This is a genomic window from Microvirga sp. GCM10011540, assembly GCF_042650665.1.
GTDB lineage: Bacteria > Pseudomonadota > Alphaproteobacteria > Rhizobiales > Beijerinckiaceae > Microvirga > Microvirga lenta.
On the sequence record NZ_JBHSBQ010000005.1, the window covers coordinates 613,815 to 627,364 of the forward strand.

A 13,550-nucleotide genomic window follows, 5' to 3' on the forward strand; every position below is an offset into this window, starting at 1 on the left:
CGGTGATGTTGCACATTGTGCCGGAAGGAGGGTGACGGAGCGACATGCGTTTGGATCTCCTTTCCGGTCTCAATGCGGAGCAGGCCGCCCGACGTCCGGCGATCCTTATCACCGACCTCGCCTCGGGCGAGCAGCGCCTCGTCCGGGCTAAAGACATTCGGAACGATCCCCTGGAGGACGAACTGCAGGAGTATCTGCGGCTTGGCAAAAGCGGCCTGCTGGAGAAGGAGGGGCATCAGTTCTTCCTGACAGTCCAGGTGCCGCCGGTGAAGGTCGTCATCGTCGGCGCCGTTCACATCAGTCAGGCTCTGGCTCCCCTGATGAGGGGTGTGGATCTTGATGCTATCATCATCGACCCGCGTACGGCCTTCGCGACACCTGAGCGTTTCCCGGACGTCACGGTGCTGGCCGAATGGCCGGATGCAGTCCTGCCCGGCATGAGTCTGGATCGCTATACCGCGATGGTGGCGCTCACCCACGACCCCAAGATCGACGATCCGGCGCTCTCCGCCGCTTTACGCTCATCATGCTTCTATATCGGCGCTCTCGGCTCCAGGAAAACCCATGAGCGCCGCACCCATCGTCTGATGGCGGCCGGCTTCACGGACGCCGATATTGCCCGCATCCATGCGCCGATCGGCCTCGATATCGGTGCCGTCTCACCTGCGGAGATCGCCGTTTCCATTCTTGCTGAAATCATAGCGACTCTTCGCCGGGATCGGAGGCGGGCGGCGTGAAGTTCGGCCTCGTATCCGTGGAGGAAGCCGTTGGAGCGCTAGCTGCCCACAGCGTGCGTGCGGGTGGGCTGGTGGTCAGGAAAGGGAGTTTGGTCTCCCCCGAAGTCGCGTCGCATCTGAAGCGCGCCGGTATCGAGCAGATCATTGCCGCTCGGTTGGAGCCTGGTGATATCGGCGAGGATGAAGCTGCCTGGCGACTTGCCAAGGCGCTGGCCGGAGAGAATGTCCTTGTCGAGCGTCCCTTCACCGGACGCTCCAACCTGTACGCGACGACCTCGGGAGTTCTGCTGATCGACCTCGAAGCCATCAATGGCTTCAACGCGATCGACGAGGCCATGACGGTCGCAACCCTGCCAGCTTACAAGGCCGTTGCTGCGGGCGAGATGATCGGCACCGTCAAGATCATTCCCTATGCGGTCCCGGAAATCCTCCTGCAGGATGGCCTCGCCAGAGCGGGTGCAGGAGCCTTGCGGATCGCCTCATACACCCGCCGCCATATAGGAGTGATCTCGACCATTCTGCCGGGCCTCAAGCCCAGCATCATCGACAAGACCATTGCCGTGCTCGCAAAGCGACTGGAGCCGGCGGGCGCAACCGTCGCCTGGGATAGACGCGTGCCTCACGACGCGCCTGCGCTGGCGCAAGAGCTGGCGCATCAGGCAACTTGCGATTCTTATCCGATCATTGTGTTCGGGGCTTCCGCCATTGCCGACCGCTGCGACGCCATTCCGTCAGCCATCGAGATGGCCGGCGGACACGTGGAGCATTTCGGAATGCCTGTCGACCCGGGGAACCTGCTCCTCATCGGGTCCATTGCAGGCAAACCCATCATCGGCGCTCCAGGCTGCGCCCGCTCTCCTAGGGAGAACGGGTTCGACTGGGTGCTCCAGCGCATCTTGGCGGATGTGCCCGTTACCCGTGCCGACATCACGTCTCTGGGGGTTGGAGGGCTCCTCATGGAAATCGGCACCCGGCCGCAGCCGCGTGCCGGAGGTGAAAGTGAGGACGAGGAGTGAGCGACGTCGCGGCGATTGTTCTGGCGGCCGGCCGGGGCACCCGGTTCGGTCAGGATCCCAAACTGCTGGCCCACATCGCCGGCAAGCCTCTTGTGCGCCACGTGGTCGAGGCCGCGGTCATGTCCGTGGCTCACCCGGTGATCGTGGTCACCGGCCATCGGGCGAGTGAGATTCAGACCTCGCTGCAGGGACTTCCGATCGAGGCTGTCTACAATGCTTTCTATGCAGACGGGCTTTCGACCTCGCTCCAGACGGGCTTCGCTGCGTTGCCCGCAAACGCCAAGGCAGGAGTCGTTCTTCTCGGAGACATGCCGCTGATCAAAACAGACCTCATCGATGCGCTTGTGAAGAACTGGCGGGATCTGAATGAGCCGGCGGCGCTGGTGCCGACCCTGAAAGGCCAACGCGGTAACCCGGTCGTGCTCTCGCGGGAGCTGGAATGGTTGATCGAAGGGCTCTCTGGGGATACCGGCGCCGGGCAAGCCCTTCGCGGGCGCGCCGACGTATTGGAGTGGCCGACCGCAGATCCGGCCGTGCTCCAGGATATCGATACATCGGACGAGATCCGCAAGCTCCAGAAACTTTAGAATGTGCGTCCTGGAGGGACGCCTCTCGACGCGGTGACCGACACGGGCGGGCCGGACTGCCACCTCGTTTGCAGAGTTGTCTGGTTGGGGGCGTGGAACCCCGCTGCAGGCGCTTCGTTGAGGCTCAAAGAGCTTGTCTCTGGCGCAGGTTCTTCGGCGTTCGACCCGTCCATCGGCCCTTAGGAGCGCTCGCCGACGAGAATTTCTGTCATGGCGAGACGCGTCGATAACTTTAGGTGAATCCACACAGGCCCCGGGGATCGAAGGAGAACCTGCCATGGCGAAAGAGATTCTGTGCAGCTTCGGCATCGACGTCGATGCCGTCGCAGGATGGCTTGGAAGTTATGGCGGCGAGGATTCACCGGATGATATCTCCCGCGGTCTGTTTGCGGGTGAGGTCGGCAGTCCGCGTCTGCTGCAGCTGTTCGATCGCTTCGGAATCAAGACGACCTGGTTCATCCCTGGTCATTCGATTGAGACCTTTCCCAAGCAGATGCAGGCGGTTGCCGATGCAGGTCACGAAATAGGAATACATGGTTACAGCCATGAGAACCCGATCTCGATGACCCGAGAGCAGGAGATGGAGGTCCTCGACAAGTGCATCGAGCTTGTGACCCAGCTTTCAGGCCGACGGCCTACCGGATACGTGGCTCCGTGGTGGGAGTTCTCGACCGTCACCAATGAGCTTCTGCTCGAACGTGGCATCAAATACGACCACTCATTGATGCACCATGATTTCCAACCTTATTACGTTCGCGTCGGAGATCGGTGGACAAAGATCGACTATTCGAAAAAGGCCTCCGACTGGATGAAGCCGCTTGTGCGAGGTGAGGAGACCGATCTCATCGAGATTCCGGCGAGTTGGTACCTCGACGATCTGCCGCCCATGATGTTCATCAAGGCGTCGCCGAACAGTCATGGCTTCGTCAATCCGCGTGACATCGAGCAGCTATGGAGAGATCAGTTCGACTGGGTCTACCGCGAATACGACTATGCCGTATTCCCGATTACGATCCATCCGGATGTTTCCGGCCGCCCGCAGGTCCTGATGATGTTGGAAAGGCTTTTCCACCACATGACGAGCCACCCCGGTGTCCGCTTCGTCACCATGGACGAGATCGCGGACGATTTCGCGAGGCGCTTTCCGCGAAAGAGGTCATTCGAGACCGGTGTGCCTGAGCAGGCAGGCTGATTGGACAGGAAGAGAACTGGCATGTGCGCATTATGCGGCGTTCTCGGTGGCTCGGACCATTGGACGGATGCCATCGCCCGCCCCGGAGTGTTCAGTCGCAACCCGGAGGCTGCGGATCGCCGCCGCGAGCGCTCGCGGCGAGTGCAGTGCGCCAACAAGCTACTGACGTTTTATGGGCTCAGGCTGCGAGATTGGCAGGGCTCGGCATTTCTGCTCACTTCTGCAACGGGAAAGACAGAGATTGTCGATCATCTAGCCCATTTGTGGATCAAAGCTGAGAGGCTGACCGGCCGCAAGTGCGATCCTCTTGACCCAGCGCTGATCGCAAGACTCGAGGCCTCGGGTGACTGACGAGGTAACCCTGACACCCGTCAACCTGATCACCGGGTTTTTGGGTTCAGGCAAGACGACCCTGCTTCAGCGGCTCCTGAGCGATCCGGCACTGGCCGATACGGCGGTTCTGATCAACGAGTTCGGCGAGGTCGGGCTGGACCATCATCTTCTCGAACGCATCGACGATACGATGGTGCTCCTGCAATCCGGATGCCTGTGCTGCACGATCCGGGGTGAGCTCTCCTCCGCGATCAGAGATCTGCACTCCAAACGCGAATGCGGCGCCATTCCCTTTTTCCGGCGGATGATCATCGAGAGCACGGGGTTGGCCGATCCATTCCCCATCCTGTCGACCGTGCATGCCGATCCGGTGCTGAAGCATCACTTCCGTCTCGGCAATGTTATCGCCACTGTCGATGCGGTGAACGGCGAGGCTCAACTCTCTCGCCAACCGGAGAGCGTGAAGCAGGTTGCCGTCGCGGACCGACTGGTCGTCACCAAAACGGATATCGCTGACGAGGTGACGGTTATTTCGCTTGTCGACCATATACGTCAGCTAAATCCATCCGCTCCCCTCTGGTGCTCTCCTCAGACGATACTGGATATCGAGGCGCTGCTGTCGCACGATCTGTTTCAACTGGCCGGAAAGAGCGCGGCGGCGCAGCACTGGTTCTCCGCAGAGATCGCTCGAACCGGAACGCACGACCACCATGTTCACGACCCTAACCGTCATGGTATCGGCATCCAAGCCTTTGCAGTCGTGTTCGCTGAGCCAGTCGACTGGACGCTGTTCGGCATCTGGCTCACCATGCTGCTGAACAGGCATGGGGCTGCGATCCTGCGCGTGAAGGGCATCCTCAACATCGCAGGTTCATCAGCGCCGGTGGCCGTTCACGGCGTGCAGCACCTTGTTCATCCGCCAATCCATATGATGTCATGGCCCGACGAAGATCGGCGCTCACGGCTTGTCTTCATCGTAGACGGACTCGACCGGGCCCTGATCGAGCGGTCCCTCTCTGCTTTCCTTCGTCTTGGTGCCGCCTAATAGCCGTTACTTGGTTTCGGCGCGATCCCGTTGCGAACCTGTCCGGCCCCTCCTGCAGATCGGGCACATCCGCGTTCTCGGCCTCAAGCGCTTGTGGCTGTTGGGACATCGCCGGTGCCGAGATCCCAATAGAGGCCGGCCATCATGGCGAGTCCCTCTCGGGCGATTGCAGTCGGAAGATGCTCGTTCGGGGCATGTTGCGAGCAACCGGGATAGGAATGCGGCACCCAGATCGTCCGCAGTTGCAGGATTTCCGAGAAGATGTCGTTCGGCAGCGATCCACCGAGATTCGGCAGGATTGCGGGCTTCTTGTTCGTCGTCCTGGCAAGCGAGTTTACAGCCCAGGAGACCCAGGCATCTTCCGGATCGAGGCGCGTGGCGCGGAAGATCTCCTCGCGGCTCTTGGTGATCCGGACCATGGAGAACCCATGCCGGTCAAGGTGACGGCGCAATGCCGGCAGAACCTCGTCCGGGTCGATACCCACGACGAACCGCAACTGGCAGCGGGCCCAGGCACTCGGCGGAACAGCGTTGACGGGAGTTTCAGGATTGCCGGACTTCATGGCGAGCACATCGAAGGAGCACCAGCCGAAAACCTGCTCGGCAGGCGTCAATCCCGGTTCGCCCCAATGAGGATCGATGCTCGGGCCGTCGGGCCCTCCGTCTACCTCGCAATCCGCAAGGACTCGACGGACCGAGGTCGGGATCTCCTCGGGCACCCATTCGGGAATCCGGATCTGCCCGGTCGGGGAGACGATTGTGGCGATGGCATGCGCAAGCTGGATGGCAGGATCGGAGAGAAGGCCGCCCCAGTTTCCGGAATGGTGTCCGCCATCGCGGGCATCGATCGTCAGATCGAAAGTGATTCCGCCCCGGGAGCCGAGGAAAACCGTCGGGCGCTCGGCATTGAGGCGCGGTCCATCGGAGGCGATGAGCAGGTCCGCCTTCATGAGCTCTTTCTGCTCGGAGCAGAGCTCGCGCAGGCCAGGGGAGCCCACCTCCTCGCCCATCTCGATGAGATACTTGGCGTTAAAGCCGAGCTTTCCACGAGTCTCGATCACGGCTCGTAGTCCGGCAATATTGATGATGTGCTGTCCCTTGTTGTCAACCACGCCGCGTCCATACCAGCGGTCGCCGACCTCCGTCAGAGACCACGGAGAGAGGCCTTCGTTCCACTCTTTGTCGAGGCCGCGGATAACGTCGCCATGCCCATAACCGAAGACAGTCGGCAGCCGGGGATCCTCGATCCGCTCAGCGAAGAGGAAGGGACCCTTGGCCTTGGGGTGATGCAGGGTCGTGCACCTGAAGCCGAGGTTTTCGAGGAGCGGACGCATCTCGCGCTCGATATAGCTCGCGAGAACATCGGCTCTGTCCGGATGTTGACTTTCCGTCGGCATGGCGATCAGGCGAGCCAGATCTGCCTTGAGCGCTCCGGAATCGAAATAGGTCTCAGCCTTCGCAATGGCCGCTTCACGAGACATCGAGGTGTTTTCCTTTCGCCCTGGTACTCAGCCGGCTGATGCGCCGGATAACAATGTGTTCTGTTTCTGATTGAAGATTGCACAAATCTCTCAAGTCGGAAAATGTAGAAATATCAAACGCGCACCTGCAAATGCGCTCCGCCACAACGGCACGATGTGCCGACGTCCTACGGAGGAGTTTCACGCATGATCACAATCGACCACATCCTTTCCGCGCAGGAACGCATCGCGCCTTTCATCAGGCGCACTCCCACGCTGCCGGCAATACAGATGCGCGATCCCGGCGGGTTCGAGGGGCGCGTCACGCTGAAGCTGGAACTCCTGCAGGCAGCGGGATCGTTCAAGGCGCGAGGCGCCATGAACCGGCTGATGACGCTTTCCCCCGAACGACTGGAGAACGGATTGGTGACGGCTTCCGGCGGTAACCATGGGTTGGCCGTTGCTCGCACGGCCTATGTGGCTGGAGTTAAGGCGAAGGTCTTTCTGCCCTCCAACGTGGCGCCCGACAAGGTAGCGAAGTTGAAGGGGTGGAACGCGGCCGTCGAAATCGTCGGATCGGTGTGGGACGAAGCCAATGAGGCTGCTCTGGCCTTCGCGGCCGAGACCGATGCCACTTACGTGCACCCGTTCAGCGATCCGGCCGTTGTCGCGGGTCAGGGCACACTTGGGCTCGAGATACTGGACGACATGCCGGACGTGGATATCCTCCTGGTTGCCATTGGGGGAGGCGGGCTCATCACCGGCCTTTCTACCGCCGTGAAGGCCCGGCGCCCCGAAGCCAGAGTGATCGGGATCGAACCGGTCGGTTCTCCCACATTGCGGGCCTGTCTCGATGCGCAGCGCCTCGTCGCGCTCGACGATGTCAGCACGAGAGTTCCGACCATGGCCTGCCGGCGAACGGATGAGGCCATCTTTCAGGTGGTGAGTCGCAATGTGGATGATATCGTTCTCGTCACCGATGATGAGATGCAGGAAGCGGCGCGCTGGCTCTGGTTCGAGTTCGGCATCGCGGCCGATCTGTCAGGCGCGGCGTCGATTGCGGCCCTGAGGACAGGACGAATTCCGCAGGCGGGAAATTCCCATGTCTGCGCCCTGATCTGCGGGGCGGGAACCGATGGAATCTCGTAGCTGAATACTCCTGCAGATTGTTCACAGTCCTCTAGCCGCCACTGCAGCCTTTTTGCCTGTCGGCTACTATGTTGTAGCGTCGGATCGACTCGATCTAGGATCTGTCATGACTGTCGTCAGGATTTCGAAAACCGTCATGGTTGCGGCCATCGGGCTCTTTGCAAGCCTCGTTGCCTTCGGAAACATCACCGATTACGGGACCAATTTTGCTTTCGTTCAACATGTCCTATCCATGGATACGGTGTTCCCGGGAACATCCATCGGATACCGAGCGGTCACGAATCCGTCTCTTCATCACGCCGCCTATATGACCATCATCGCTGTAGAGGTGATCGTGGCTGGGCTCTGCTGGTTCGGAGCGGCGAGGATGTTCAGGCAGATCGGAATGTCTGCCGCTGCTTTCAACCGTTCGAAGGGAGCAGCCGTTGCCGGGCTGACGCTTGGCTTCTTGATCTGGCAGGTCGGCTTTATGTCGATCGGCGGCGAATGGTTCGGAATGTGGATGTCGCAACAGTGGAATGGTGTTCCGTCAGCCTTTCGCTTCGCCGTCACGACCATCGCAGTCCTGATTTACGTCGTCATGCCCGATAGAGATTGAGAGACGGCTGTCCATCTCCATGCGGCCGTGACCGCTCATCGCCAGCACGAACGGTAAATCGTACCACGGCGCCCGAAGCTGGCGTCGAAGACAACGTAATATCGGGGCGATCGGGGCGAGCCCTGCGATGCGTCCCGGAACCACCACTTTCGACAGACGGGACTGCCGCAGCAACTCAAGCCGTTAGCCTTAACGCCTACGAAGACGAGCTTGTTTGAGCGGAGGGCTGTTGTCGCATCCCCATTGGATGTTTCTTGGGCTATGGGTCGTACGCTGCGTCCAACACCATCGCAAGAACGAAGAACAACGAGTCTGCTGCGGGGCAATTTACCATGTCGGTACGTGTCAATGAGGTCTGTGCGCCCGTCTGGGATGAGGCTGCTCGCCTCAATGCGGTTCGCAGCCTGGAGATGTTGGACACAGAGCCCGAGACAGCATTCAACGACATCGTGAATCTTGCATCCCGGATCTGCGATGCTCCATTGGCGGCCATCAGCCTGCTCGACGAGCGCCGGCAATGGTTCAAGGCCGGGATCGGCCTGGATGTCCGAGAGACGACGCTCGATATCTCTTTCTGTACCCACACCATTCGACAGACGGGCGTCTTTATCGTTCCCGATGCGACAGAGGACGCGCGCTTCTGCAGCAATCCTCTTGTAACAATGAAGCCGCATATTCGTCTTTACGCGGGAACTCCCCTCGTCAGCGAGGAGGGCCTGCCGCTCGGCACGCTTTGCATCGCGGACACCGAGGCGCGGCCTGATGGACTCACGGAGCTGCAGTCTGCAGCGCTCCTCACCTTGGCACGCGCTGCGGTGCGGGAGCTGGAGCTTCGCCAGACGAGCAGGATCCTGACCCAGCGGGGGAAGGCGTTCGAGACGGTCGTCGACGCCCTGCCGCAGATGGCGTGGGCCGCCAGCGCGAATGGAAGGTTCGAGTACCGGAACAAGCATTACTACGAATTCATCGGGGTGCCTCCGGATTCCACGGAGTGGAGCAGCGTCGCCCATCCTGATGACCAGGAGCGGGTTCTTGTCAGATGGAACCGCTGCTTGAGCACCGGGGAGCCGTATCAGGCGGAGTATCGCCTCCGTCACCATTCCGGTGAATACCGATGGATCCTGGCTCGTGCGCACCCGATCCGCGATAGGCACGGGAATATTGAGCGGTGGATCGGCACCAGCACCGACATCCATGCCGTCAAGACGGCTGAAGCCACCCTGGCGCGGGAGGAGGAGCGGCATCGAGCCCTTCTCGAGGCGAGTTCAGTCGTCCTCTGGGTCGCCACACCAGATGGCATGATCACGGAAACGAAAGGCTGGCAGGAGGTCACGGGACAGGAAAAAAGTGATTATGTCGGGCTTGGCAGCGTCGACACGCTTCACCCGGATGATCGTGTCCGCATCGAGCAGGCATGGCTGAAGGCAGTCTCCGCAGGGGTGCCTTACGAGGCCGAGTGCCGTGTGCGGCAAGCGGGTGGCGAGTACCGCTGGATGCAGACGAGAGCCGTGCCGGTCAGGAACCCGGATGGTACGATCAGGGAGTGGGTCGGCGGTCTCTCCGATATCCATGACAGAAAGGATGCAGAAGAGCAGCTTCGGGCGAGCGAAAAACGGCTGCGGCTTGCCATGCAGGCGGGCCGTATGGTGGCCTGGGAGCAGGATCTCGCTGCTGAATACGTCACGCGCTCCGAGAACTCCATCGATGTGCTCGGGATCGGGTCCGGCCCACCTCAGGAGTTTCTGGAGCGCGTCCACCCAGAGGATCTGCCGGCGCGCGATCAGCTGCTTGCGGAAATCGCCGAGAAGGGCACGGAGACAAGTGAGTTCCGCTATATCCTGCCGGACGGCCGGACCTTGTGGCTTGCAACCCGTGGAGAGAGGGTGGGGACGGACCGCATCGTCGGTGTCACATTCGACATCACCGACCGCAAGGCGGCCGAGGAGGAGGTCTGGCGAGTTGCCAACCACGATCCGCTGACCGGGCTTCCCAATCGCGTCCTCTTCCAGCGCCGCCTCGAACAGGCGTTGACCAGAGCCAAGCAGAACGGCACCTGCGTCGGTCTGCTGATGATTGATCTGGACGATTTCAAGGACGTCAACGATACCCTCGGCCATGGTGCAGGTGACGCGCTGCTGGTGGAAACGGCCAATCGCCTGGTTCCGATGATGCGTGAATGCGACATGGTCGCGAGGCTCGGAGGAGACGAGTTCGCCGTTCTGGTCACCGATCCGCTGAAGCTCCACAATACGGTGAGCCTTGCCGAGATCATCATCAAACGCTTCAGGCAACCCTTTGCCTACGAGGGGCGAACGATCAGCGGTCAGGCAAGCATCGGCGTCGCCGCTTTCCCCGACCATGACGACGAGCCCGCAGAACTGATGAAAGACGCGGACATCGCGTTATACCGTGCCAAGGCCGAAGGCCGTAATCGCGTGGTCACCTATTCTCCCGAAATGCGAGCCATGACCGAGCAGCGGTTGGCAATCGGGCGTGAAATGAGATCCGCCATCTCGCAGGATCAGATCATCCCGGTCTACCAGCCCAAAGTGTGTCTCAAGACCGGAAGAATCGTGGGGTTCGAGGCGCTTGCACGATGGGATCATCCGACCCGGGGCCTCCTGACGCCAGGCACCTTCGGCGTGGCCTTCGATGATCCGGAACTGGCGAAAACGATCGGCAAGCGATTGATCGGGAAGGTCGCTTCCGACATCCTCAAGTGGCTCAGTGCCGGCTTCGACCCAGGCCGGGTCGCCGTCAATCTCTCCAGTGCGGAATTCAGTCAGCCTGACATGGCCGACGAGGTTCTCCACATCCTTGCTCTGGCGAAGATTCCCACGAAACACTTTGAGGTGGAGGTCACCGAGCGGGTCCTGCTCGAAAGCCGGTTCGGCATGGTGTCCGATGCGCTGACGCAATTCCACCGGCAAGGAGTTCAGATCGCTCTGGACGATTTCGGCACGGGATATGCCTCGCTGGCTCACCTCAAGCAGTTTCCCGTCGACCATATCAAGATCGATCAGAGCTTCGTGAGCGGCCTGGAGCAGAATGGAGACGATGCGGCGATCGTGGCCGCCGTCATCGGCCTCAGCGGAAGCCTGAACCTGCAGGTCACCGCCGAGGGAGTGGAAACCGAGGGGCAGGCACGACGGCTGCGCGAGATGGGCTGCAACAATGCCCAAGGGTACCTCTTCGCCAAGCCGGTGTTCGGGGCGGAAGTGGCCAAGCTTCTGGCAGGGTGGGATCCAGGACGACTAAGCGCGATGGGAATCCGCTGAGCGCCTCCCGGCTCCGGCCTATGAACGATAGGAGTATCCTGGAGACGTGGCGCCGAGCCGTGGAGATGGATCACGTCGTACAATGTGCCGATTTGAGCGTGTAGACCAATTCGCGGGCAGGTTTCGGGCGTCCGAAATAGTAGCCTTGGGCTTCCGTGCAGCCGGCAGCCCGGATCTGGCGGAACTGATCCTCGGTCTCCACGCCCTCGGCAACGGTGGACATCCTCAGGCCGGCACCGAGACTGGCGATCGACTGTACGATGACGAACGAGTCGGCCTGGGAGGGAATGTCCCGCACGAAGGATTGATCGATCTTGATCTTGTCGAAGGGAAAGCCGCGCAGGTACCCGACTGACGAATAGCCGGTTCCGAAATCATCCATGGCGATGCGGACCCCAAGCCGGCGCAACTGGTACAGAACCGCCAAGGTCGCCTCGTTCTCCTGGAGCAGGGACGACTCCGTAATTTCGAGCTCCAGTCGGTCGGGGGAAAGGCCTGTCCTTGCCAAGGCGCTGCTGACGCTCTGCACGAGAGTCCGGCTTCTGAACTGGAGTGGCGAGAGATTGACCGCAACCTTCATGTCACGGGGCCACTTGCTCGCCTCTGCACAGGCTTGGTTCAGGACCCACTCGCCAAGAGGCGAGATCAAACCGATATCCTCGGCAATCGGAATGAACTCCGCCGGCGAAATCATGCCCCGCAGGGGGTGATGCCAACGAAGAAGGGCCTCGAACCCGCTGATTTCCTCCGTCTCGATATTGATCTGGGGCTGATAGAACAGCTCGAACTCGTCGTGTGCCAAAGCCCTGCGCAGGTCCACCTCGAGGATGCGACGGGCGTGCAGACGAACTTCCATCTCCGGCTCGAAATAGCGAAAGGTGCCGCGTCCCTGCGACTTGGCCTCGTAGAGGGCCAGGTCGGCATGCTTCAAAAGCTGGTCGGGGGTCACGATCCCGTTGCCTGCGGCAGCGATGCCGATGCTCGTGCCGATGACGATTTCATGCCCGTCGATGACATAGGGGGCGCTCAGCTCTTCCACGATCCTCGACGCTTGAGCGGCGCAGGATTCCATGCTTTCGATGGGCTGCTGCAGGATTGCGAATTCGTCGCCGCCGAGACGGGCGGCAATGTCGCCGGTTCCCAGGCATCCCCGAAGGCGATCGGCTACGACCTTCAGAAGATAATCGCCGACTTCGTGCCCAAGCGCATCGTTGACGTTCTTGAAGCGATCCAGATCAAGGCAGAGGACGGCAAAATCCCTTCCCTGCTGCCGGAATGCCTGAAGAGCCACCTCCAGCTTCTCGCGGAACAACACGCGGTTCGGAAGATCGGTCAGCGCGTCGTGATTGGCCGCATGAGCGAGACTGCCGGCAAGGACATGGAGATCCGCATGCGCTTTTCCCAGAAGCCGGTTATGTCTGTTCAGGAGTGCGATCATGACGATCCCGAACAGGATCAGGCTGATGGCGAGCCCGGAGAAGAGCCAGTGCAGACGGATGAGCTCCTGCTGATCCCGCGCAACCCGTTCCGCCTCAAGATTGTGCGCGAAGGATGCGAGTTGAATCAGCCGAGGCTCCAGAGGCGCCAGAACTTCGAGCGCTTGCCGAGCAGCGCCTGGCCGGTCGAGGGTCTCCATGAGTGGCTGCACGGCGGCCAAGGCGCTGGCAAGGTTGCGCAGCGTGGCTTGGTGATCGGGAGCCGACTGAACGAAGGTCTGGAAGGCTCCCTCCAGTAGAATCTTCGTCCTGTTCAGAATGATGTCGTACCGAAGCAGGACCTCGTCCTTGTCGCTTTCGCCGTGTTGATCCTCGAAGACTACCAGGTGTCGCTCGAGGCGCATGAATTCGGTGACTGCCTGGCTTACCTGAAACGCCGGATTGTAGTGGGAAATTTCCCTCAACAATTCCTGGCGCTCCACCACCAGGGCCGAGATGTAGAGCGTCGCTATGAGAAAGCTTCCGACTGTAAAAACGAAGAATATCTTCAGTGCGCGTAACGATACGATCATGGCTCTGGTGTGCTCGCCCGTCGGAAATATGAGATTGAAATTCAGTGCTCAACATTCATTCTGAATAATGGCTGCCCACATACGCCTAAGCATAGGCGAGTGAAGCGCCCGTTATGTGAGGGCGCCCATTCCTGCTCTTCCGGATCG

11 protein-coding genes are annotated in these 13,550 nt (G+C 60.7%); 9 read left to right on the forward strand and 2 right to left on the reverse strand.

Annotation, left to right across the window (positions count from 1 at the left end):
* Positions 1–44: 44 nt before the first annotated feature.
* The 6 genes from ACFOYU_RS03585 to ACFOYU_RS03610 all read left to right on the forward strand — a co-directional run bounded on the left by ACFOYU_RS03585 (position 45) and on the right by ACFOYU_RS03610 (position 4,910).
* Entirely contained in the window at positions 45–737 is a 693-nt protein-coding gene (locus ACFOYU_RS03585; protein WP_377032431.1) for an XdhC family protein, read from the forward strand.
* Complete coding sequence (locus tag ACFOYU_RS03590; RefSeq protein WP_377032432.1) at positions 734–1,753, forward strand: molybdopterin-binding protein; 1,020 nt, start codon at positions 734–736, stop codon at positions 1,751–1,753. The genes ACFOYU_RS03585 and ACFOYU_RS03590 overlap by 4 nt, the downstream gene beginning before the upstream one ends.
* Positions 1,750–2,340, forward strand: a complete 591-nt coding sequence (locus tag ACFOYU_RS03595; RefSeq protein ID WP_377032433.1) for an NTP transferase domain-containing protein — start codon at positions 1,750–1,752, stop codon at positions 2,338–2,340. Before ACFOYU_RS03590 ends, ACFOYU_RS03595 begins: the two co-directional genes overlap by 4 nt.
* Positions 2,341–2,617: 277 nt before the next feature.
* Positions 2,618–3,532: a polysaccharide deacetylase gene (locus ACFOYU_RS03600; protein ID WP_377032434.1), complete on the forward strand. Its 915-nt coding sequence runs from the start codon at positions 2,618–2,620 to the stop codon at positions 3,530–3,532.
* A 21-nt stretch (positions 3,533–3,553) separates the two neighbouring features.
* Positions 3,554–3,883: a hypothetical protein gene (locus ACFOYU_RS03605; RefSeq protein ID WP_377032435.1), complete on the forward strand. Its 330-nt coding sequence runs from the start codon at positions 3,554–3,556 to the stop codon at positions 3,881–3,883.
* Entirely contained in the window at positions 3,876–4,910 is a 1,035-nt protein-coding gene (locus tag ACFOYU_RS03610) for a CobW family GTP-binding protein (protein WP_377032436.1), read from the forward strand. Before ACFOYU_RS03605 ends, ACFOYU_RS03610 begins: the two co-directional genes overlap by 8 nt.
* An 83-nt stretch (positions 4,911–4,993) precedes the next feature.
* Here the strand turns inward: ACFOYU_RS03610 and ACFOYU_RS03615 are convergent, their stop codons facing one another.
* Complete coding sequence (locus tag ACFOYU_RS03615; RefSeq protein WP_377032437.1) at positions 4,994–6,391, reverse strand: M20 family metallopeptidase; 1,398 nt, start codon at positions 6,389–6,391, stop codon at positions 4,994–4,996.
* A gap of 186 nt (positions 6,392–6,577) precedes the next feature.
* Here ACFOYU_RS03615 and ACFOYU_RS03620 point away from each other — a divergent pair, with 186 nt between their 5' ends.
* The 3 genes from ACFOYU_RS03620 (at position 6,578) to ACFOYU_RS03630 (ending at position 11,395) form a co-directional block, all read left to right on the forward strand.
* On the forward strand, positions 6,578–7,519 hold the full coding sequence (locus tag ACFOYU_RS03620; protein WP_377032438.1) for a threonine/serine dehydratase: 942 nt from the start codon (positions 6,578–6,580) through the stop codon (positions 7,517–7,519).
* 106 nt (positions 7,520–7,625) lie between these two features.
* Positions 7,626–8,117: a DUF2165 family protein gene (locus ACFOYU_RS03625; protein WP_377032439.1), complete on the forward strand. Its 492-nt coding sequence runs from the start codon at positions 7,626–7,628 to the stop codon at positions 8,115–8,117.
* Positions 8,118–8,527: 410 nt separating this feature from the next.
* The gene (locus ACFOYU_RS03630) at positions 8,528–11,395 is read left to right on the forward strand and encodes an EAL domain-containing protein (protein WP_377032440.1); all 2,868 of its coding nucleotides are present in this window, start codon (positions 8,528–8,530) and stop codon (positions 11,393–11,395) included.
* 70 nt (positions 11,396–11,465) lie between these two features.
* Here ACFOYU_RS03630 and ACFOYU_RS03635 read toward each other — a convergent pair whose 3' ends face one another.
* The gene (locus ACFOYU_RS03635) at positions 11,466–13,403 is read right to left on the reverse strand and encodes a putative bifunctional diguanylate cyclase/phosphodiesterase (protein ID WP_377032441.1); all 1,938 of its coding nucleotides are present in this window, start codon (positions 13,401–13,403) and stop codon (positions 11,466–11,468) included.
* Positions 13,404–13,550: the final 147 nt, after the last annotated feature.